The sequence below is a fragment of the Microbacterium barkeri genome, from assembly GCF_027921765.1.
GTDB lineage: Bacteria > Actinomycetota > Actinomycetes > Actinomycetales > Microbacteriaceae > Microbacterium > Microbacterium barkeri.
Genome location: NZ_BSEJ01000018.1, coordinates 30998 through 52566 on the forward strand (window position 1 = coordinate 30998; position 21569 = coordinate 52566).

Genomic DNA, 21569 nt, shown 5'->3' on the forward strand with positions numbered 1-21569 from the left:
CTCTCGATGACCCCACCCTGCCCTGTGTGCGCGCGAGAGGGCCAGCGGGTTGACACCCTCCGGCACGCGCCCTATCGGCCAGGGCCGAGACGCTGTCAACCCCTGGCGGGCGGACGCGCCGCGCGGCACTCTGGAGACACCGAGCGAGGAGGACGACATGGCTCACGTCGAAGGAACCGACCCCGACATCCAGACCCGGCCCATCGAGCCGGCGCCCACGCGGCACGAGGTCCCGGCGGATGCGGACCTCGATGCGCTCGAGGACGACCGCGACCCGGCCGACCTCGCGGACGACCGAGGACCGCTGCCCGAGACCGCGGCCGATCATCCCGTGCTCCCGGACGACGAGCGCGAGGTCGACGACGGGTACCTGGGCGAAGAGGATGTCTTCATCGCGGACGACGAGGAGGGCATCCGATGACCTCCGAGCAGCACGACCGCGCGGCGCACGAGGTGCCGGCGGGGCGCGGCGGTGCCGACAGCGGGGCCGCCGACCTCGTCGACGTCGAGGGCACGGCGCCCGCGTCGCCCGAGGAGGGCGACCAGAACGACATCGCGGGTGTCGGGCCCGCGGGCCCCGAGGACGACAGGGGCCTGCAGACCGAGCCGCGCGAGGACACGCACGACACGACCTCCGACGAGCGCGTGCGCGGCATCCTCGTGCAGGTGCAGGGCGACCTCGCGACCGGCCGCGCGTCGGAGGAGGAGCTGCGGCGGATGCTCCGCCGGCGCCTCGACGACGCGGGAATCGAGCTGGGGGACGAGCAGTTCGACGGTCTCATCCGCGAGGCCGTCTCCGGCGAGCCCGACACGACGATCGAGGGCGCCGAGCCCGGCGCCGACGCCTGAGAGCCGCGGGCGCGGGCGGTTCTAGACTGGAGTCCATGCCCGACTCCGCTGCCCCCGCGACCCCCGGCGTCTCGCCGCGCCGCATCACGGTCCTCGACGCGCTCCGCTTCCTCTCGGAGCTGCTGGCGATCGCGGCCCTCGCGGTCTGGGGGTTCGTCGCGTGGGCGTTCCCGTGGAGCATCGTGGTCGGCATCGCGGCTCCCGCGCTCGCGATCCTCGTCTGGGCCCTGTTCGTCTCGCCCAAGGCCGTGTTCGCCGTGCACCCCTTCGTGCGCGCGGTCGTCGAGCTCGCGGTCTTCCTCGCGGCGACCATCGCGCTGTGGGATCTCGGCCTCGCGTGGGGCGGCATCGCGTTCGGCGTGGCCGCGGTCGTGATCGGCCTCCTCCACAACCGCCGCGAGCTGTGATGGCCGACGCGCTCGCCCGGCTGCAGGACGCCCTCGGCGAGCGGGTCGACACGCACGCCGCGTCCCTCGAGGAGGCGCGCGCCGACCGCTCGGGCTTCCGCTCCGACGGCCCGCCGCTCGCGGTCGTGCACGCCGAGTCCGTCGCCGACGTGCAGACGGTGCTGCGCATCGCGCACGAGACCCGCACGCCCGTCGTCACGCGCGGCGCCGGCACCGGTCTCGCGGGTGCCGCGAACGCGGGGCCGGGCGAGATCGCCCTGTCCGTGCGGCGGATGACCCGGATCCTCGAGATCTCCCCCAACGATCTGCTCGCCGTGGTCGAGCCCGGCATCCTGAACGACGATCTCGGCGCGGCGCTCGCCCCGCACGGGCTGTGGTGGGCGCCTGACCCGGCGAGCCGCGCGATCTCGACCGTCGGGGGCAACATCGCCACGGGTGCGGGCGGCCTGCTCTGCGCGAAGTACGGCGTCGTCCGGGACGCGGTCCTGGGCCTCGACGTCGTCCTCGCCGACGGTCGGCTCATCCGCACCGGGCACCGCAGCGTGAAGGGCGTGACGGGCTACGACCTCACGTCGCTCCTCATCGGGTCGGAGGGCACGCTCGGCGTCGTGGTGGGGGCGACGCTCAAGCTGCGCCGCCTCGTGCCCGGCGACGTGTGCACGCTCTCGGCGTTCTTCCCGTCCGTGCGCGCCGCCGCGCGGGCGTCTGCCGCGGTCACCGCGGCCGGCGCGCAGCCGGCGATCATGGAGCTCCTCGACGCCGCCGCGGTCGCCGCGATCAGCGCGCTGCTGCGGGTCGCCGAGGCGGCGCCGGGCTCGGCGCAGCTCACGATCCAGACGGATGGCCCGGGCGCCCGCGCGGAGGCCGAGGCGATCGCGCGCGTGCTGCGCGACGCGGGCGGCGAGGTCGCGATGACCGACGACGCCGACGAGGGCGAGCGCCTCCTCGCCTTCCGCCGCGCGATGCACCCCGCGATGGCGGCCCTCGGCACCTCGCTCATCGAGGACGTCTCGGTGCCGCGCAGCCGTCTGCCCGAGATGTTCGACGAGATCGCCCGCGTCGAGCGCGAACACGGCGTCGTGGTCCCCACGGTGGCGCACGCGGGCGACGGGAACCTGCATCCGAACTTCGTCTTCGACGGCGACGAGGTCCCCGCGCACGTGTGGGCCGCCGCCGACGATCTCTTCCGCTCGGCTCTGCGCCTGGGCGGCACGCTCACGGGCGAGCACGGCGTGGGTCTCCTCAAGCGCCGCTGGCTCGCCGATGAGCTCGGCGACGACCAGTGGCGCCTGCAGCGCGACATCGCCCGGGTGTTCGACCCGCGCGGGATCCTCAACCCCGGCAAGGTCTTCGCGCCGTGATCCCGCTCGGCCGGTCAGACCCGGCCGAGGGCTGAGCGGATGGCCAGGGCAGCGCTCTCGTCGGCGGTCTCGTAGGCGACGGCGCCCGCGCCCGCGCCGGATCCCAGAGCGACCGGCACGGCGTCGACGACGGCGCGCTTGGCGGACGCATGGACCGCGTCGACGCCCGTCGCCGCGACGTCCGCCGCGTTGCCGGCATCGACACCGCCGCCCGCCATGATCTGGATGGCGCCGTCCGCGCGGCGCACGAGCGCGCGGAGCTCGTCGAGGGCGTCCGCGGCGCGCGACGCGCCTCCCGACGTGAGCACGCGGGTGACGCCGAGCTCGGCGAGCTCGTCCACGGCGCGCGCCCTGTCGCCGAGCGCATCGAACGCGCGGTGGAACGTCACCTCCCTGCCCTCGGCCGCGTCGCGCGCCGCCCGCACGAGGTCGGCGTCGACGCGGCCCTGCACGAGGCCCCCGACGACGACGCCCGCGGCGCCCGCTCGGATCGCCGCGCGCACGTCCGCCGTCATGAGGGCGCGGTCGTCGGCGTCATAGGCGAAGCCGCCCGCGCGCGGACGGACGAGGACGTGCACGGGAATGCCCGACGCGACCGCGAGCTCGATGAGCCCGGCGGACGGCGTGAGCCCGCCCAGCGCGAGCGCGGTCGCGAGCTCGATGCGGTCGGCCCTCACGTGCGCCGCGACCGTCACGCCCGCAGCGTCCTGCACCGCGAGCTCGAACGCCGTCATCGTCAGATGCCCTGCCAGTCGGGCTTGTTGTCCCACGCGTAGCGGTAGTAGTCGGCGTCGCGCAGCCGCGACGCCGCCGCCTCGTCGACGACGACCGTGACGTGCGGGTGGAGCTGGATCGCCGACCCCGGCAGCGAGGCGCTGACGGGTCCCTCGACGGCGCCCGCGACCGCCTCCGCCTTGCCCGCGCCGAACGCGAGGAGCACGAGGTGGCGCGCCCGCAGGATCGTGCCGAGCCCCTGCGTGATGCAGTGCATGGGGACGTCGTCGATCGAGTCGAAGAACCGCGCGTTGTCCTCGCGCGTCTGCCGTGTGAGGGTCTTCACGCGCGTCCGCGACGCGAACGACGATCCCGGCTCGTTGAACCCGATATGGCCGTCGGTGCCGATGCCGAGGATCTGCAGGTCGACGCCCCCGGCCTCCTCGATCGCCGCCTCGTAGGCGTCGCCCGCGTGCTCGATGCCCTCGAGCGACCCGTCCGGCGTGCGGATCCGCGCGGGGTCGAACCCGAGCGGCTCGACGACCTCGCGCGAGATCACCGACCGGTACGACTCGGGGTGGGCCGGGTCGATGCCGACGTACTCGTCGAGGGCGAAGCCGCGCACCTGCGAGACGTCGACGCCCGACAGGCGCGTGCGGAGCGCCTCGTAGACGGGCAGCGGCGTCGATCCGGTCGCGAGACCGAGCACGGCGTCGGGCCGCCGGCGGATGAGTCGCGCGATCTCGTCGGCGACGATGGCGCCGCCCGCGGGGGCGTCGGGGACGATGATGACTTCGGCCATGCGGTGACCTTCTCTCAGACGGGGACGGGGGCGTCGATGAGCGAGGCGCCGAGCGCCGCGGCCGGCGACCCTGCCGGCAGCACCTCGATCCTCTCACCCAGGTGCAGGGAGCGGAGGAAGCCCGATGCGGCCGACGACCGCCGCAGCTCCTCCGACACGATGTCGGCCACCCGGTCGCCGAGCGCCGCGAGTCCGCCCGCGAGCACGATGCGGCGCGGGTCGACCGCGAGCGCGAGCAGGCGGATGGCCGCGGCGGCGCCGCGCACGAAGTCCGCCCGCAGACGCAGCGCGAGCGGATGGCCCTCGTCGGCGGCATCGAGCAGGTCGCGGACGGGGAACGCTCCGGGCCGCGCCCAGCGGGCGGCGAGCGCGCGGCCGCCCGCGAGCGCCTCGATGCAGCCGGTCTGCCCGCACGCGCACACGGGGCCGGCCGGATCGATCGGCACGTGGCCGATCTCGCCGGCCGCGCCGCCCGCGCCGCGCCAGAGGCGGCCGTCGACGACGACGCCCGCGGCGATGCCGGTGCCGAGGTTGAGCAGCGCGAGCGGGCCGGCGACGGGCGCGAGCGCATGCGCGCCGAGAGCGGCGGCCTTGACGTCGTTCTCGACCGCCACCGGAACCCCGCACCGTGCCTCCACCGCGTCGGCGAGGCGCAGCTCCCGGACGTCGAGGTTCACGGCGTGCCGCACGGTCCGCCCGTCGGTCTGACCGGGGATGCCGATCCCGATCGAGGTGATCGACAAGGACCCGGCCCGAGTCGACACGGCCTCCACGGCCGCGACGATCGAGTCGACCACGCCGACGTCGCCGCGCTCGGTCGCGCTGCGCCGGCGCGCGAGGATCGAGCCGCCCGCGGCGACCGCCACGGCGTCGGTCTTCGACCCGCCCACGTCGAGACCGATCCGCACCCCGGTCATCCCTTGACCGCCCCCGCGACCATGCCCTGGGCCATCCGCCCCTGCACGATGAGGAAGAAGACGACCACGGGGATCGCGCACAGGGTCGAGCCCGCCATGATGGCGGCCCAGTCGGTCTCCTTGGTGGCCTGCACGAAGGCGCGCAGCCACACGGGCAGCGTGCGCGCCTCGGGGCGCGTCATGATGACGAGGGCGTAGACGAACTCGTTCCATGCCTGGATGAAGGCGAAAACTCCCGTCGCGGCGAGGCCGGGACCGAGCAGCGGGAAGGTCACCCGCCAGAAGGCGCCCATCCGCGTGCAGCCGTCGACGCGCGCGGCCTCCTCGAGCTCGATCGGCACGCCGTTCACGAACCCGCGGAGGGTCCAGATCGTGAACGGCAGGACCATCGCGATGTAGACGAGCGCGAGCCCCACGGCCGAGTTGAGCAGCTGCCATCCGTCGAGCACGCGGTAGGTCGAGATGATGAGCGCCTCTGCGGGGATCATCTGGATCGCGAGCACCGCGACGATGAGGGCGCGTCGGCTGCGGAAGCGGAATCGGCTGAGCGCGAGGGCCGCGAGGAACGCGAACAGGAGCGCGAAGACGACGGCCGCGAGCGTCACGCCGACGCTCATCGCGAGCGCGGGGAGGAAGGCGATGCTGCCGCTGGGCTCCGTGACGACCTCGACGAAGTTCGCGAGCGTGAACCGGTCGGGCCACCAGTGCGGCTCGGACGAGGTCACGACGGCGTTCGGCAGCAGCGCCGAGTTCACCATCCAGTACACGGGGAACGCGCTCGCGAGGAACACGACGACCGCGAGGGCGTTCAGGCCCGCGCGGGCGACGCGCGAGCGGGGGCGGCTGCTCATGCTCTCGACTCCTCCTCGCGCAGGGTCGCGACGACGTAGTACCCCGCGACCGCCATCATGAAGACGACGAGGATGACCGAGATCGCCCCGGCCGCACCCTGATCGCCGCCGGCCGTCGCGGTCGCGTAGATGTAGACGCCGATCGTGTCGGTCTCCGCGCGGAGGCCGCCGATCGTCTGCAGCGCGTAGATCTGGGTGAACACGCGCATGTCCCAGATCACCTGCAGGATGAGCAGCACGACGAGCACGCTGCGGATGTACGGGACCGTGACGAGGCGGAACCGCTGCGCGCCCGTGGCCCCGTCGAGGCTCGCAGCCTCGAGCACCTCGCCCGGCACCTGGGTGAGCGCGGCGAACGTCGTGAACGCGACGAAGGGCACGGCCATCCACGTCACGATGACGGTCGCGACGAAGAAGAACCCGATCGGCTCGATGAGCCACGAGTGCCCTCGCATGTCCAGCGGCGTGAGCGCCGTGAGGACGTGGTTCACGAGGCCCGCGCGGGTGTCGAAGATCCATCCCCACACCGTCGTCGCCGAGATCGGCGGCATCGCCCAGGCGAGGAGCAGGCCGATCGAGACGAGCCCCTTCAGGAAGCGGCCGAGGCGCGTCATGAGCAGGGCGACGCCGACCCCGAGCACCATCGTGAGGACGACGTTGACCGCGCAGAAGGCGACGCTCCGGGCGAGGACGGCCCAGAATCCGGGGTCGGAGAGCACGCGGACGTAGTTGTCCAGCCCCACGAACTCGGGCGGTGCGCCGAAGATCTGCGCGCGCCCGAACTCCTGGAACGACATGACGATGAGCTGGACGAGCGGCCAGGCCGTGAGCGCCGCGATGACGGCGCCGGCGGGCACGAGCAGCAGGGCGGGTCCGCGCAGGAACGTCTCGCGGCGCCGCCGTCGCGGGGGCGACGGCGGCGGCGCGAGGTCGTGCGCGCGCGGCGCGGTGAGGGTGGCCATGTGCGGGTCAGCCGTTGAGGATGGCCTCGATGTCGGCGTCGAGCTCCTCCGCGAGCGACGGGATGTCGCCGCCGCTCGCGATCTGGACGAAGAAGTCCTGCAGCAGCTGCGCGGCCTCGACGTCGGCCCACTTGGGCGAGGCCGGGGTGAGCTTCGCGTTCGCCGCGGCCTCCGCGATCACGGCGGCGAGCTCGGGCGTCGCGGCCGCGACATCGCCCCCGAGGGACTGCAGAGCCGGCACGAGGCCCGCCTCCGCGAGGATCGACTGGTACTCCTCGCTGAGCATGATCCGCAGCGCGCCCTTCGCGAGCTCCTGGTTGTCGGAGGCCGCGGGGATCGCGATGTTCGACCCGCCAGCGAAGACCTGGGCCGCTCCGCCGTCCTTGCCGGGCAGCGCGAACGAGCCGAGGGAGTCCGCGAGCGCCGTCTCCGCCTGATCCTCGTCGGCCACGATCGACCAGTAGGCCCAGCTCGGCGCCGACAGCATGGCGGCCTGCTCCTCGCGGAACGGCACCCAGGCGTCGGTCTCGTCGCCGTCCTTCGGCGCCTGCGAGGTCGCCATGAGCGCCTGCACCTGCTCGAGGCCCGCGATGGACTCGGGGCTCGAGAGCTGCGCGTCCCACTGCTCCCCCTCGAGCACGGCGATCTCGCCGCCGTTCTCCCAGATGAACGGGAGCGCGTTGTACCAGTCCTTGCCGGGGTACCAGACGCCCGAGACGCCCGTCGTCTCGGCGAGCCGCTCGGCCGCCGCGACGTACTCGTCGAGCGTGGTCGGCACCTCGATGCCCGCCTCCTCGAACATGGCCGTGTTGTAGAAGACGACGCGCGAGCCCGAGTAGTACGGCGCCGCGTAGAACGCGCCGTCGAACGAGCCGGCCTCGACGAAGCCGGGCAGCAGGTCGTCGCCGCCGAGCTCCTCGTACATGTCGGTGAGATCGGCGAACGCGCCGGCCGACGTGAACGCCGCGGCCTGCGTGTTGCCCATCTCGACGATGTCGGGGCTGTCGGAGCCCGACATCGCGGTGGTCAGCAGGTCGACGATGCCGGTCCACTGCTGCTCCTCGATGACGAGGGTCGCGCCCTCGTTCTCGGCCTCGAACGTCTCGACGAGATAGTCGCGCGCCTCCTGGGGCGTGTCCTCGCCGACGAGCCAGACGCGCAGCTCCGCGCCGTCGGCTGCGCCGCCGCCGGCCGCGTCGCCGCCGGCGGCATTGCCGGAGCAGCCCGCGAGGGCGAGAGCGCCGAGGACGGCGCTCGCGCCGATGAGCTTCCTGTTCATGGGGGTTTCCTTCACTCGGATGGGTGGGGTGGGGGTCAGCGGATGCCGAGTCGGGCATCCAGGACCATGGCGAAGGCGCCGCGCAGCACGACGTCGTCGCCCTGGGCGGACAGGCGCACGCGCGCGTGCGTCGTGAAGGGCTCGAGCGTGCGCGCGCGCAGGGTCTCGACCGCCGCGTCGCGCAGCGGGCCGTCGAGGAGGTCGGCCGGCCCCGACAGGACGATGTCGTCGATGTCGAGGGTGCCGACGACGGGCGCGAGCGCGATGCCGAGCCGCTCCCCCGCGTCCCGGAGCACGCTGTCGCGGTCGCCCTCGGCGATGCGGGCCTGCAGCGCCGGCACGGCGAGCCACGCCTCGAGGCAGCCGTCGCGTCCGCATGCGCAGCGCGGGCCGCCGTCGGTGCCCACCGTGACGTGCCCGATCTCGCCGGCGGCGTCCCGGCTCCCGCGCGTCAGCTCGCCGCGCACGAGCAGCCCCGAGCCGACACCGCGGCCGATCCGCACGAGCATGAGGTCGTCGCTCGCGCCGCCGAGGGTGTACTCGGCGAGCGCGGCGGCGTTCGCGTCGTTCGCGACGACGACGGGGATGCCGAGCTCCTCGCCGAGCAGCGCGCGCAGGGGCATGCCCGCCCAGCCGACGTTCGGCGCCGTCAGCACGACGCCGTCCGACGTGATGACGCCCGGGGCGCCCACGCCGACGCCGAGAAGGCGGGAGGTCGCCTCGCGCGCCACCGCCGACGCGAGCTCGAGCACGGTCGCGCGCGCGGCGTCGGCCTCGCCGTCGGCCGGTCGCGGCACGGCGGCGCGCGCGACGACGGCGCCCGTGAGGTCGAGGAGGGCCCCGCGGTACTCGTCCGCGGCGGAGAGGTCGATCGCGACGATCTGCAGGCCCTCGCGGTCGATGTCGACGAGCGTGGCCGGCTTGCCGGGGCCCGTCCGCGTCTGCACGCCCTGCTCGACGACGACGCCCTCGCCGATGAGCTCACCCGCGAGGTCGGACGTCGTGACGCGCGTGAGGCCCGTGGCGCGCGCGAGATCCGCGCGGCTCATCGCCCCCTCGTGGAAGAGCGCCTGCAGGACGAGCGCGCGGTTGTGCGCCCGCGCGTGCTCGGGCAGCACCTTCGCGCGGACGGCGCGGCGCGGTGCGGGGACGGTCTGCGGCTCGCTCATATTTGTAAGTTGTATTTACGAATACGACGCGGCGCAAGCCCTGCGATCGATTTACGCAGGGAAGTTTACATATTCGTTACGCCACACACACGGGAGCGCGGCTCCCTGCTACCGTCCCCTCATGCCGCTCCCGCTCATCCCCTGGCCGCGACGTGTGACGCCGGGCCCCGGGTCTGCCCTGCAGCTCGCGGCTCGGACGCGGGACGAGGCGATCGACCGCGCGCGCTCCGCCATCCGGCACGCCGACGATCCGACCATCCCGCGGGAGGGCTACGCGCTCCGCGTCGACGCGGACGGCATCGCCGTGCGCTCGAGCGACGCGGCGGGCGCCGCCTACGCCGCGGCCACGCTCGCCCAGCTCGTCGAGTGCGACGACACGGGGAGCTGGGTCATCCGCGCCGTCGAGATCGAGGACGCCCCGCGCTTCCCCTACCGCGGAGCCATGCTCGATGTCGCGCGTCACTTCCATCCCGTGCCGACCGTCGCCTGGTTCATCGACCGGCTCGCCGAGCTGAAGCTCAACCACCTCCACCTCCATCTGACCGACGATCAGGGATGGCGGATCGCCCTGCGGTCACGGCCCGACCTCGTCGCACGCGGCTCCGCGACCGCGACGGGAGGCGACGCGGGCGGGTTCTACACGCAAGACGACTGGCAGGCGATCCTCGCCCACGCCGCAGCATGCCACGTGACGGTCGTGCCCGAGATCGACCTCCCCGGACACACCCACGCGGTCGGGCTCGCGCATCCCGAGCTCATGGCGCCGCCCGTCGTGAGCGACGAGGTCCGGGAGACCACGCGTCGGCTCGGCGGCTCGCTCCCCGAGCCGGGCGTCCCGTACACGGGCCTCGCGGTCGGGTTCTCCTCCCTGCGGCCGCTCGACGCCGAGGTCGACGCGTTCCTCGTCGACGTGCTCGGCGAGCTCTGCGCGATCACGCCGGGCCCGTTCGTCCACATCGGCGGAGACGAGGCCCTCGGGACGGCGCCGGAGGACTACGCGGCCCTCACCGCGCGCGCGGCGCGCATCGTCGCCGACGCCGGCAAGACGCCCATCGCGTGGCACGAGGCGGCGAGCGCTCCGCTTCCGGACGACGCGATCGGGCAGTACTGGGGCTTCCTCGTGCCGACGGACGGACACGACGCGAAGGCGCACGCCTTCGCCGACCGCGGCGGCCTCATCCTCTCGCCCGCCGACGCGGTCTATCTCGACATGAAGTACGACGAGCGCACCCCGATCGGGCTCACGTGGGCCTACGGCCCCACGAGCATCGAGCGCTCGTACCGGTGGGAGCCCGACGATGTCGTGCCCGGTCTGCCCGCCCGCGCCATCCGCGGCGTGGAGGCGCCCCTGTGGACGGAGACCGTGCGCGACCGGCAGGACATCGAGCGGCTGGTCTTCCCCCGCATCGCGTCGGCCGCGGAGATCGCGTGGTCGACGGCGCGCGATCCCGAGCGGACCTGGCCGGCGTACCGCGCACGCCTCGCGGAGCTGGTGAGTCGCTGGGAGGATGACGGTATCCGGGTCGGCGCGATCGTGCCCACATCGTGATTCCGATGTGCCCTGAGGTAGGGTTCTCGCCCTTACGATGAAGATTCGGACCACGCCGTGCACATCGGCGCGCATCTGGGGGTAGGAAGATGACCGATCTCGCGACCAAGCCCGCACCGGGGGCAGACGACGCCGGCGACGCCGCCGCGGCCGCTGCCGCACCCGTCGAGTGGGCGCCCGCGGAGCCCGAGCCGCGCAAGCGCCGCCTCGGCCTCTGGATCGGCATCCCCGCCGCCCTGCTGCTCGCGGGCGCGGGCGCGTGCTCGGCCATCCTCATCGCCCCCGGGGTCGAGGCCGCCGGCGCCGACATCGGCTGGCAGACCCCCGGCGCGGCCGGCGAGGCGATCGCCGCGGGCATCGCCGACACCGAGGTCACGATCACGACCGCGGCGGGCGAGGCGACCTTCACGGGCGCGGAGCTCGGCGCCTCCGTCGACGCGCAGGCGGTCGCAGAGAAGGCGTTCGGCGACCATCCGCTCTGGAACGTGGGCGCCTGGAACCCCGGCGCCGTCCCGGTCGACGTGGCCGTCGACGTCGACACCGCGCTCGCGGCCGTCGAGGCCGAGATCCCCGGCATCTTCACCGCGCCCGTGAACGCCGAGGTCACGTACGACGAGGGCGCCGGCACCTACTCGGTCGTGGACGCGAAGGCGGGCTCCGGGATCGACGTGGACGCGCTCGCGGCCGACATCTCGCGCGCGCTCAGCGCGGGCGGCGACGTCTCGGTCGAGGCGCAGGCCAGCGAGGTCGAGGCCGACATCACGACCGCCGAGGCGCAGGCCCAGGCCGAGGCCCTGAACGGGCTCATCCACGATGCGGGCTTCTACGTCGAGGACGAGAAGGTCGTCGGCATCGACCCCGCGCAGGCGGCCTCGTGGGTGCAGGTGAGCAGCGAGGGCGAGGAGATCTCTCTCTCCGTGGACCAGCAGGCGGTCGCGGCCGCCGTCGCCGAGACGGTCGCCTCTCTGCCCGAGAAGGTGAACCGCGAGGTCGTGAACGAGGAGATCGTCACGAACTCCGCGGGAGACCACCTCCGCACGATCCAGGAGGGCCAGAACGGCTGGGGCCTCGAGTCGACCGACGGCATCGCGGAGAAGTTCGCCGAGCAGCTCGCCGGCGGCAACGGCGTGTACCAGCTGCCGGTCAAGGAGATCCCGTTCGAGACGACGCTCCTCCACCGCTGGATCGAGGTCGACAAGAGCGCCGGGACGACCATCCTCTACGAGAACGACAAGGTCGTCGACACCTACGCGATCGCGCTGGGCAAGCCCGGGCACGACACCCAGGAGGGCCGGTTCACGGTCTACGGGCAGCTCACCATCCAGGACATGGGCTCGTGCGACGCGGAGGGCAACTACGTGCCCGGCGGGAGCTTCGACTACTGCACGGCCGACGTCCCCTGGGTCACGTACTTCAACGGCGACCAGGGCTTCCACGGCACCTACTGGCACAGCAACTTCGGCGCCGGCGCGTACATGAGCCACGGCTGCGTGAACATGACGATCGCCGCCGCCGAGCGCGTGTACTACTTCGCGCAGACGGGCACCGAGGTGTGGGTGCACGCCTGATTGCGCGCTAGCCTGTCGATATGACCGAACTGCGCCTCGTCGAGCTCTCGGCCGACACCATCGTCCAGGTGAACAACCTGTCGCTCAAGCCGGGACAGGAGCAGTTCCTCGCGCCCGTCTCCTACGGCATCGCCGCCTCCGTCCTCAACCCGAAGACGACCTGGCAGCGCGTGGTGCTCGACGACTCCGACGTGGTCGGCTTCGTCAGCGCCAACTTCGACCGCGACGCCAAGCCCGAGTACTTCCAGTCGGTGCTGTGGCGCATCAACGTCGACGCCGACGACCAGGGCCGCGGCGTGGGGCGGTTCGCGGTCGAGGGTCTCCTCGACGAGGCCCGCAAGCGCGAGTTCGACCGCCTCAACGTGATCTACGAGGCGGGCGAAGGCGGCCCCGAGGCGTTCTTCCACCGTGTCGGCTTCACGCCCGTGGGCGAGACCGAGTACGGTGAAGTGATCGCAGAGATCCGCCTCTAGGCGCCCCGCGGCCCTGCCGCGGACGAACCCGAGAACCTCAGCACCGCGTCACCCGCCGCGGCGCCGACACCTGGCCGGCGGCGGGGCCTCGAATACCCCTCCCCCATCGAGACCCCGTCGCCCTCCTCATGAGAATCGCCCCGGACATCCGTCCGGGGCGATTCCCTTTCGCGCAGACCCGCGTCAGACGAGCGAGCCCTTCCACGCGGCATGGAGCTGCGCGAAGCGGCCCGTGCCGGCGATGAGGGCGTCGGGGGTGTCGTCCTCGACGATGCGGCCCTGCTCCATGACGAGCACGCGATCGGCGATCGCGACGGTCGACAGCCGGTGCGCGATGATGATCGCCGTCCGGTCGGCGAGCAGCGTCTGCAGCGCGTCCTGGATCATCCGCTCCGACGGGATGTCGAGAGACGCCGTCGCCTCGTCGAGGATGAGCACGGCCGGGTCGGCGAGGAAGGCGCGCGCGAACGAGATGAGCTGGCGCTGCCCGGCCGACACGCGCCCGCCGCGCTTGTTGACGTCGGTGTCGTAGCCGTCGGGGAGCGTCTCGATGAACGCGTCGGCGCCCACGGCCCGCGCCGCCTCCTTGATCTCGTCGAGCGTCGCGTCGGGCCGCCCGAGCGCGATGTTGTCGGCGACCGTGCCGCTGAAGAGGTACGCCTCCTGCGTCACCATGACGATCGCGCGGCGAAGGTCGCGCCCGTCGAGCTCGCGCAGGTCGATCCCGTCGAGCGTCACGCTGCCCGCGGTCGGGTCGTAGAAGCGCGACAGCAGCTTCGCGAGGGTCGACTTGCCGGCGCCGGTCGTCCCGACGAGGGCGACGGTCTGGCCGGCGGGGATGTCGAGGTCGAACGAGGGCAGGATGGTCCGCCCGCTCGCGTAGCCGAACGTCACGCGGTCGAAGCGGAGGTGGCCCCGCGCCTCCTCGAGTCGGACCGGACGCACCGGGTCGGGCACCGTCAGCTCCTCCTCCAGCACGCCCGAGACCTTCTCGAGCGCCGCGGATGCCGCCTGGAACGAGTTCAGGAACATCGCGACCTCCTGCAGCGGGCTGAAGAAGTTGCGCACGTAGAGCACCGCGCTCAGCAGCAGGCCCGCCGTGAACTCGCCGGTCGTCACGCGCACCCCGCCCCACAGGACGACCGCGCCGATGGCGCACGCCGAGATCGCCATGAGCCCGGGCTCGAACGTGCCGAACAGGCGGATCGAGCGCATGTTGACCTCGCGGTACTCCTTCGCGAGGCCGCCGAACTCCACCTCGTTGCGCGGCTCGGTGCGGAAGGCCTTGCCGGCCCGGATGCCGGTCATCGTCTCGACGAACTTGACGATGAGCTTCGCGCTGACGACCCGCGAGACGCGGTACGCGCGCTGCGAGTTCACGTAGAACCAGCGCATGAGCAGCGCGAGCGGGACGAACGCCGCGACGAGCACGAGCGACGACCGCCAGTCGACGAGCGCGAGGGCGATGAACGTGAACGCCCCGTAGAGGACGCCGTGCACGAGCTGGTTGAGCCCGCCGTTCAGCAGCTCGCGGATCGTGTCGAGGTCGCTCGTCTGCCGGGAGATGATGCGGCCCGACGTGTAGGTCTCGTGGAACTCGAGGCTCAGGCGCTGGGTGTGCCGGAAGACCCGCGTGCGCAGGTCGAGCAGCACGTTCTGGGTCACCCGGGCGGCGAGCATGTCGTACCAGGCGAGCAGCGCCGCCCCGCCGAGCGCCGTGACGATGTAGGCCGTGCCGACGAACCACGCCGGGCCCCAGTCGGCGCGGTCCAGCACGGCGGGCAGCGCGCTGTCGATGCCGAGGCCGATGAGCGCCGGGCCGAGCACGCGCACTCCCGTCTGCGCGACGACGACGGACGCGACGAGCACGACCTGCCACTTCAGCGGCGCGAGCAGCGACAGGAGGAGCCGCCACGAGCGCCGACGGATCGCGCGGTTCTCCTCGCGCGTGAACTCGGAGCGGTCCTCTCCCGCTGTGCCGTGGACCGTGCTGCTCATCGGAGCGCCCCCTCGTCGTTCTGGTCGTGCTCGCCCGCGGCGCCCCCGACGATCGGGATGGCGCCGGTGACGACGTCGAATCCGTGCTCGGGATCCATGCGCCGCGCGCTGTCCTCCGAGTCCTCCTTCTCGAAGCTCGAGATGACGCTGCGGTAGTGCGCGGACGTCGCCATGAGCTCGGTGTGGGCGCCGACCGCCGTGATGCGCCCGCCCTCGAGCAGGGCGACGCGGTCGGCGAGCGCGACCGTCGACGGACGGTGCGCGACGATGAGCGCCGTCGTGCCCTGGAGCACACGGCGCAGGCCCACCTGGACGCGCTCCTCCGTGTCGACGTCGAGCGCCGACAGCGGGTCGTCCATGACGATGACGGTCGGGCGCGCGGCGACGGCGCGCGCAAGGGCGAGGCGCTGCCGCTGGCCGCCCGACAGGCTCATGCCCTCCTCGCCGATCATCGTCTCTGCCCCCTCTGGCAGGTGCGCCACGAACTCCGCCTGCGCGACGTCGAGCGCCTCCTGGAGGACGCGGTCGGCCTCGGGCGAGTGGATGTCGAGGTCGTCGCGCCCGAGGAGGACGTTCTCGCGCACCGATGCCGAGAAGAGCGTCGCGTCTTCGAACGCGGTCGCGATGTGCGTGCGCAGCTCGACGAGCGAGAGGTCGCGCACATCGACGCCGTCGAGCGTGACCCGGCCGCCGGTGACGTCGTAGAGCCGCGTCGGCAGCGTTGTGAGCGTCGTCTTCCCCGAGCCGGTGAGCCCGACGAGCGCCATGGTCTCGCCCGGCCGCAGCGCGAGGTCGATGCCGTTCAGCAGGTCGGGCTCGTCGGCCCCCGCGTCCTGGTAGCGGAAGTGCGCGTCCTCGAACACGAGGGCGCCCTGGGGGTCGGCGAGAGTCGTCGGCGCATCGGGATCGGCGATCGTGTCGACCGCGTCGAACACCTCGAACACGCGATCCGCCGCGGTGCGCGCGTCGAGGAGGAACGAGAAGAGGAAGCCGATCGACTCGAGCGGCCAGCGCAGCACGGTCGCCATCGCGAAGTACGCGAACAGCTGCGAGACCGAGATCTGATCCGTCGAGGCCAGCCAGATGCCGAGCACGAGCGAGATCGCGAAGGCGAGCTCGGGCGCCGCGACGAGCCAGAAGTCGATGCGCGCGATCGCCCCGGCCTTGCGCATCTCGGTCTCGCGGAGGTTCTCCGCCTGGCGCGTGAAGCGGCGCAGGGCGTGCGGCCCGCGGCCGAAGGCCTTGAGCACGCGGATGCCGTGCACGCTCTCCTCGACGCTCGTGGCGAGGTCGCCCTGCTGGTCCTGGCTCTGCCGGCTGAGCACGCCGTAGGTCTGCTCGAACCGGAACCCCTGGTACCACACCGGCACACCCGACGCGATGAACACGACCGCGAGCGCCCAGTGCCACTGGAACAGCAGCACGGCGCCGATGAGGATGGTGAGGACGTTCACGACGAGCATGACGAGGCCGAACGCCATCCAGCGTCGGATGAGGCCGATGTCCTGCATCATGCGGCTCAGGAGCTGGCCGCCCTGCCAGCGGTCGTGGAACTCGACGGGGAGACGCTGGAGGCGGTTGTAGAAGCGCGTGCGGATGTCGTACTCGACGCTCGTGGCCGGGCCGAGGATGAACCACCGGCGCAGCCACACCATCGCGGCCTCGGCGAGGCCGAGCGCGAGCACGGCGGCGGCGCCCCAGGCGATCGCGGAGACGACGCCGGAGGCGATCGGGCCGCCGACGACCCACTCGAGCACGATCGGGATGAGCAGGGCCAGCACCGCCGCGGTGAGCGCGCTGAGCCCGCCGAGCACGAGGCGCGGGAGAACCGGCTTCGCGAACGGGAGGAGACGGAGGAGGGAGCGGAGGGTCGACGGATTCTGGGGAGATGTGGTGGGGCGAGACATGATCCTCGAGGGGCCCGCGGGAGAGCGGGCCGGGAGATGGCTTTCCGACCACCCGAGCGGGGGTCAGCCTTTCAGCCTATCCACACCTCGGCGTTCAGGAAAGGGATTTCGCGTCTTCCCCGCCAAATCGATCGGAACCGATCGCGACGGGGCGCGCAGTGTTGCTCCATGCGCTCCAGGACCCCGCGAAGAGGCGCGGTGCGAAGCCCGCGACCGTGAGCGCGACGAACGCGTGCGAGGCCGTGACCCCCGAGCCGCAGTACACGCCGACGGGCTGATCGGGCCGCGCGCCGACGGCCTCGAACCGCGCGCGCAGCGCGTCGGGAGGCAGGAGGCGCCCGCTCTCGTCGACCGCGTCGCCCGCGAACAGGTTCCGTGCGCCCGGCACGTGCCCGGCCCGCGGGTCGACCGGCTCGACCTCGCCCCGGTAGCGCTCGGGCGCGCGCACGTCGATGAGCACGCCGTCGCGCGCGAGCACGGCGGCCGCATCGATCGAGAGCTGCGGCAGCCGCCCCGCCGTGAGCGTGATCGAGCCGGGAGCGGGCACGACGTCGCCGCGCTCGAGCGCGTGACTCGACGCGACCCACCCGCGCAGGGCGCCGTCGAGGATCCGCACGTCCTGCACGCCCGCGTCGGTCAGCAGCCACCACGCACGCGCTGCGGACAGCGACTTGAGATCGTCGTACACGACGACCGTGTCGCCGTCGTCCAGCCCCCAGCGTCGGGCGGCCCGCTCGAGCGCGGGGGTGTCGGGCAGAGGGTGGCGTCCGTCCGACGCCGCCCCGTGCCCCGACAGCTCGCTCTCGAGATCGACGTAGACGGCGCCGGGGATGTGCCCCTCGAGGTACTCGGGGCGACCGTCCGGCCGGTCGAGGCGCCAGCGCACATCGAGGATGCGGACGCGCTCGTCGCGCGCGGTCAGCTCGGCCAGCTCGTCGGGGGTGATGAGGATCTCGGAGCCCATGACCGCCACGCTACGCGGCGCCCCCGACGCCCGTCACGGCACGGGTAACGCTTCGACATCGGCTGCGGGTGCGCCCGCAGCCGCGCCCGCGCGCTCGCGCGCGAGGAGTGACCGCTTGACGTCAACACCCCACGCGAAGCCGCCCAGGGAGCCGTCGCCGCGGAGCACCCGGTGACACGGGACGAACAGCGCGGGGGCGTTGCGCGCGCAGATCGACGCGGCGGCCCGCACGGCGCGCGGCGAGCCGAGCGCCGCGGCGAAGCCCGTGTACGTGAGCGGCTCCCCGGGCGCGATGTCGCGCAGCGCCGCCCAGCCCGCCTGCTGGAGCACGGTGCCCTGCTGCCGCACGGCCACCGCGCGGATGGCCGCGAGGTCGCCCTCGTAGTACGCGGCGACGGCGTCGCCTGCCGCGGTGGGCTCCTCGCGCAGCTCGGCGGGACGCAGGCGCGGGTGGATGCGCGCGAGCACGAGCGAGGCGTCCGGCGTCCAGCCCGAGGCGAGCACGGCGCCGTCGGCGTCGGCGATCAGGGTGAACGGGCCGTCGGGCGTCGCGACGGTCTGGAGGCGAGCGGTCATGACGGGGTCTCCTTGCGGGATCGGGCGGGCTGCGCGGCGAGGGCCGCGCGCCACAGGTGCATCGAGAGGTAGGAGCGCCAGGGCGCGACGCGCGCCGCCCACGCGACGAGCTCGCGCGGTGCGGCGGGCAGTCCCGCGGCGGCCGCACCCGCGCGGAGCGCGACGTCGCCGGGCAGGATGATGTCGGAGTCGCCGAGCACGCGCATCCGCACGTAGTCGGCCGTCCACTCCCCCACGCCCCGCAGCGCGAGGAGGCGCTCCCGCTGGGCGTGGGCGTCATCGCCCGCGCTGAGGGCGAGGCCGCCCGACGCGAGCGCGGCAGCCGCCTCGGTGATCGCGCGGATGCGGGCCGCGGGGCCGCGGAGCACGTCGGCTCCGCGCTCCGCGATCGTCGCCATCCGCGGGAAGAGACGCCGCCGCTCCCCCGCGATCTCGACGTCCTCGCCGAGCGCCTCGACGAGACGCGTGAGATGGGTGCGCGCGGCCGACACGGAGATCTGCTGGCCGATCATCGCGCGGATGAGCATCTCGTGCGGGTCGGCGGCGCCGGGCAGGCGGATGCCCGGGGTCGCCGCCACGAGCCCCGTGAGCTCGGGGTGCGCGCCGAGCGCCGCGTCGATCGCGAGCGGGTCCGCGTCGAGGTCGAACAGACGCCGCACGCGCGCGACGAGCGTCGCGAGGTCCGCGAGGCTCTGCAGCTGCGCGTCGAGCCGCAGACGACCGTCGAGGCGCAGCCGGAACCATCCGGCCCCGGCGGGCAGGCGCACGGTGCGCGCGAACGACGCCCCGTCGCCGGCCTCGACGCCGGGGAGCGCGCGCACGGACATCCAGGCGAACAGCCCGGCGTGGTCGAAGGGCTCGCGGACCGGCAGGGCGAGCGAGATGCCGGCCGAGGCCGTGCGACCGCGCCGCGTCGCGCGCAGCTCGGTCGGCGTCAGCCCGAACACCTCGCGCACGGTCTCGTTGAACTGGCGCACGCTCGCGAACCCCGCGGAGAAGGCGACGTCGGCGGCCGGCAGATCGGTGCCGACGAGCAGCAGCCGCGCGGTGTGGGCGCGCTGGGCGCGTGCGAGCGCGAGCGGGCCGGCGCCCAGCTCGTCGGCGAGCAGCCGCGACAGGTGGCGCGACGAGTACCCGAGCCGCCCCGCGAGGCCCGTGACGCCCTCGCGCTCGACGACCCCGTCGGCGATGAGGCGCATCGCTCGGGCGACGACGTCGCCCCGCAGATTCCAGTCCGGCGATCCGGGCGCCGCCTCCGGGAGGCAGCGCTTGCACGCGCGGTAGCCGGCCTCGTGCGCGGCGGCGCTCGTCGCGAAGAAGGTGACGTTCGCCGGCTTCGGCGTCCGCGCGGGGCAGCTCGGCCGGCAGTAGATCCCGGTCGAGCGGACGGCGGTGACGAACTGGCCGTCGAAGCGGGTGTCGCGCGACGAGATCGCGCGGTACCGCTCGTCGAAGGTCATGCTCGTCGTCATGGCTCCAGCCTGTCACGCTCCGAGGGCGCGGGCTGGCGGTTTTCGGACACGGCGGTGGGGACGGCGAGAACGGCGCGAGCCGACCTCGGGATGGTGCCGAGGTCGGCTCGCTAGGGCCGGAAGCCGCGTGTCAGTGGAAGAAGTGACGCTCGCCGGTGAAGAACATCGTCACGCCGTTGGCGCGGGCGAGCTCGATCGTCTCGTCGTCGCGCACCGAGCCTCCGGGCTGGATGATCGCGCGCACACCCGCGTTGATGAGCACCTCGGGTCCGTCCGAGAACGGGAAGAACGCGTCCGACGCGGCGATCGATCCCGCCGCGCGCCCGCCCGCGCGCTCGACGGCGAGCTTGCACGAGTCCACCCGGTTGACCTGGCCCATGCCCACGCCGACAGTCGCGGCGTCCTTGGCGAGCACGATCGCGTTCGACTTCACGGCGCGGCACGTCTTCCACGCGAAGATGAAGTCGCTCATCTCCTCGTCGGACGGGCGCTCGCCCGACACGAGCTGCCAGCTCTGCGCGACGGACTGGATGTCGTCGGGGAACCGGTCGGAGTCCTGCAGGAGCAGGCCGCCCGAGACGAGGCGCACGTCCATCGTCTCCTGCCGCCAGTCGGCGGGCAGCTTGAGGAGGCGCAGGTTCTTCTTCGTCTTGAACACCTCGAGCGCGGCGGGCTCGAAGTCGGGCGCGACGATGACCTCCGTGAAGATGTCGCGGAGGTTCTCGGCCATCTTGAGCGTGACCGGTCGGTTCGCGGCGATGACGCCGCCGAACGCCGAGAGCGGGTCGCACTCGTGCGCGCGCAGGTGGGCGCTCGCGATCGGGTCGAGCGCGTTCGGCGCCGACAGCGCGATGCCGCACGGGTTCGCGTGCTTGATGATTGCGACCGCGGGGTTCACGTAGTCGTACGCGGCGCGGAGGGCGGCATCGGCGTCGACGTAGTTGTTGTACGACATCTCCTTGCCCTGGAGCTGCGTCGCCTGCGCGATCCCGTGGCCGTCCACGCGCGAGTAGATGGCGGCGCGCTGGTGGGAGTTCTCGCCGTAGCGCAGGTCGCCGAGCTTCTCGGCCTTGATCGTGAGGTGCTCCGGCAGGTCGGCGCCCTCGCCGAGCGTGCCCTCGGCGAACCATGCCGCCACGGCGGCGTCGTAGCCGGCGGTGTGCGCGAAGGCGCGCGCCGCGAGCTCCCGGCGCTGGCCGAGCGTCGTGCCGCCCGCGGCGACCGCGTCGATGATCGCCGGGTACGACTCCGGCGAGACGACGATCGCGACGTTCGCGAAGTTCTTCGCCGACGCGCGGACCATCGCGGGCCCTCCGATGTCGATCTGCTCGACGACGTCGTCGCCCGCGGCGCCCGAGCGGACGGTCTCCACGAACGGGTAGAGGTTCACCACGACGAGCTCGAACGGCGAGATGCCGAGATCGCCGAGCTGCTGCTCGTGGTGCTCGAGGCGGAGGTCGGCGAGGAGGCCCGCGTGCACGCCCGGGTGCAGCGTCTTCACGCGTCCATCGAGCGACTCGGGGAAGCCGGTCACGCTCGCGACGTCGGTCACGTCGAAGCCCGCGTCGCGGATGGTCGACGCGGTCGAGCCCGTCGAGACGATCTCGACGCCCGCGGCCGCGAGCGCCTCGGCGAGCTTCAGGAGGTCGGTCTTGTCGCTGACCGACACGAGCGCGCGCCGGATCGGGACGACATCGCGGTCGCGGTAGAGCGAGTGGTCGTGGCGGGGGCCGGCCATGAGGACTCCTTGT

Annotated in this window: 20 protein-coding genes; 7 read left to right on the forward strand and 13 right to left on the reverse strand. The window is 73.2% G+C overall.

The genetic code is table 11. From position 1 onward, the window contains the following. The first annotated feature begins 157 nt into the window (after positions 1 to 157). From PKE79_RS14970 to PKE79_RS14985, 4 genes are read left to right on the forward strand one after another with little or no spacing between them, the layout of a single operon-like run. Positions 158 to 421 carry a hypothetical protein gene (locus tag PKE79_RS14970; RefSeq protein WP_271174506.1) on the forward strand — a complete coding sequence of 88 codons (264 nt, stop codon included), beginning with the start codon at positions 158 to 160 and terminating at the stop codon, positions 419 to 421. Continuing rightward, positions 418 to 849: a hypothetical protein gene (locus tag PKE79_RS14975; protein WP_271174507.1), complete on the forward strand. Its 432-nt coding sequence runs from the start codon at positions 418 to 420 to the stop codon at positions 847 to 849. The genes PKE79_RS14970 and PKE79_RS14975 overlap by 4 nt, the downstream gene beginning before the upstream one ends. Before the next feature lie 35 nt (positions 850 to 884). Then, on the forward strand, positions 885 to 1256 hold the full coding sequence (locus PKE79_RS14980) for a YrdB family protein (RefSeq protein ID WP_271174508.1): 372 nt from the start codon (positions 885 to 887) through the stop codon (positions 1254 to 1256). Next, positions 1256 to 2617, forward strand: coding sequence for an FAD-binding oxidoreductase (locus tag PKE79_RS14985; RefSeq protein ID WP_271174509.1), 1362 nt, complete (start codon positions 1256 to 1258; stop codon positions 2615 to 2617). Before PKE79_RS14980 ends, PKE79_RS14985 begins: the two co-directional genes overlap by 1 nt. Positions 2618 to 2631: 14 nt before the next feature. Here PKE79_RS14985 and PKE79_RS14990 read toward each other — a convergent pair whose 3' ends face one another. Genes PKE79_RS14990 through PKE79_RS15020 form a run of 7 tightly spaced genes read right to left on the reverse strand, consistent with a single transcriptional unit; the run spans position 2632 to position 9311 of the window. Continuing rightward, positions 2632 to 3351, reverse strand: coding sequence for a copper homeostasis protein CutC (locus PKE79_RS14990; RefSeq protein ID WP_271174510.1), 720 nt, complete (start codon positions 3349 to 3351; stop codon positions 2632 to 2634). Between the two features lie 2 nt (positions 3352 to 3353). Beyond that, positions 3354 to 4133, reverse strand: a complete 780-nt coding sequence (locus PKE79_RS14995; RefSeq protein ID WP_271174511.1) for a glucosamine-6-phosphate deaminase — start codon at positions 4131 to 4133, stop codon at positions 3354 to 3356. A 14-nt stretch (positions 4134 to 4147) separates the two neighbouring features. Next, a complete protein-coding gene (locus PKE79_RS15000) occupies positions 4148 to 5050 on the reverse strand; it encodes an ROK family protein (RefSeq protein WP_309299978.1) in 903 nt (300 codons plus the stop codon). Continuing rightward, positions 5047 to 5901 (reverse strand): carbohydrate ABC transporter permease, encoded by an 855-nt coding sequence (locus PKE79_RS15005; protein ID WP_271174512.1) that lies wholly within the window; start codon positions 5899 to 5901, stop codon positions 5047 to 5049. Before PKE79_RS15005 ends, PKE79_RS15000 begins: the two co-directional genes overlap by 4 nt. Next, entirely contained in the window at positions 5898 to 6863 is a 966-nt protein-coding gene (locus tag PKE79_RS15010) for a carbohydrate ABC transporter permease (RefSeq protein WP_271174513.1), read from the reverse strand. Before PKE79_RS15010 ends, PKE79_RS15005 begins: the two co-directional genes overlap by 4 nt. 7 nt (positions 6864 to 6870) lie before the next feature. After that, complete coding sequence (locus tag PKE79_RS15015; RefSeq protein ID WP_271174514.1) at positions 6871 to 8142, reverse strand: extracellular solute-binding protein; 1272 nt, start codon at positions 8140 to 8142, stop codon at positions 6871 to 6873. A 35-nt stretch (positions 8143 to 8177) separates the two neighbouring features. Then, the gene (locus PKE79_RS15020; RefSeq protein WP_271174515.1) at positions 8178 to 9311 is read right to left on the reverse strand and encodes an ROK family transcriptional regulator; all 1134 of its coding nucleotides are present in this window, start codon (positions 9309 to 9311) and stop codon (positions 8178 to 8180) included. Between the two features lie 121 nt (positions 9312 to 9432). Here PKE79_RS15020 and PKE79_RS15025 point away from each other — a divergent pair, with 121 nt between their 5' ends. The 3 genes from PKE79_RS15025 to PKE79_RS15035 all read left to right on the forward strand — a co-directional run bounded on the left by PKE79_RS15025 (position 9433) and on the right by PKE79_RS15035 (position 12901). Continuing rightward, complete coding sequence (locus tag PKE79_RS15025; protein WP_271174516.1) at positions 9433 to 10860, forward strand: family 20 glycosylhydrolase; 1428 nt, start codon at positions 9433 to 9435, stop codon at positions 10858 to 10860. 89 nt (positions 10861 to 10949) lie between these two features. Beyond that, on the forward strand, positions 10950 to 12428 hold the full coding sequence (locus PKE79_RS15030; RefSeq protein WP_271174517.1) for a L,D-transpeptidase family protein: 1479 nt from the start codon (positions 10950 to 10952) through the stop codon (positions 12426 to 12428). Between the two features lie 20 nt (positions 12429 to 12448). Then, positions 12449 to 12901: a GNAT family N-acetyltransferase gene (locus tag PKE79_RS15035; protein WP_271174518.1), complete on the forward strand. Its 453-nt coding sequence runs from the start codon at positions 12449 to 12451 to the stop codon at positions 12899 to 12901. Positions 12902 to 13084: 183 nt separating this feature from the next. Here PKE79_RS15035 and PKE79_RS15040 read toward each other — a convergent pair whose 3' ends face one another. The 6 genes from PKE79_RS15040 to purH all read right to left on the reverse strand — a co-directional run bounded on the left by PKE79_RS15040 (position 13085) and on the right by purH (position 21556). Further along, positions 13085 to 14899, reverse strand: coding sequence for an ABC transporter ATP-binding protein (locus PKE79_RS15040; protein ID WP_271174519.1), 1815 nt, complete (start codon positions 14897 to 14899; stop codon positions 13085 to 13087). After that, positions 14896 to 16806, reverse strand: coding sequence for an ABC transporter ATP-binding protein (locus PKE79_RS15045; protein WP_271174520.1), 1911 nt, complete (start codon positions 16804 to 16806; stop codon positions 14896 to 14898). The genes PKE79_RS15040 and PKE79_RS15045 overlap by 4 nt, the downstream gene beginning before the upstream one ends. Positions 16807 to 16900: 94 nt before the next feature. After that, positions 16901 to 17770, reverse strand: coding sequence for a sulfurtransferase (locus PKE79_RS15050; protein WP_271174521.1), 870 nt, complete (start codon positions 17768 to 17770; stop codon positions 16901 to 16903). A gap of 33 nt (positions 17771 to 17803) precedes the next feature. Further along, entirely contained in the window at positions 17804 to 18346 is a 543-nt protein-coding gene (locus PKE79_RS15055; RefSeq protein ID WP_271174522.1) for a methylated-DNA--[protein]-cysteine S-methyltransferase, read from the reverse strand. Continuing rightward, a complete protein-coding gene (locus PKE79_RS15060; protein ID WP_271174523.1) occupies positions 18343 to 19818 on the reverse strand; it encodes an AlkA N-terminal domain-containing protein in 1476 nt (491 codons plus the stop codon). Before PKE79_RS15060 ends, PKE79_RS15055 begins: the two co-directional genes overlap by 4 nt. Before the next feature lie 130 nt (positions 19819 to 19948). Then, the gene (purH, locus tag PKE79_RS15065; RefSeq protein ID WP_271174524.1) at positions 19949 to 21556 is read right to left on the reverse strand and encodes a bifunctional phosphoribosylaminoimidazolecarboxamide formyltransferase/IMP cyclohydrolase; all 1608 of its coding nucleotides are present in this window, start codon (positions 21554 to 21556) and stop codon (positions 19949 to 19951) included. Positions 21557 to 21569 lie beyond the last annotated feature (13 nt).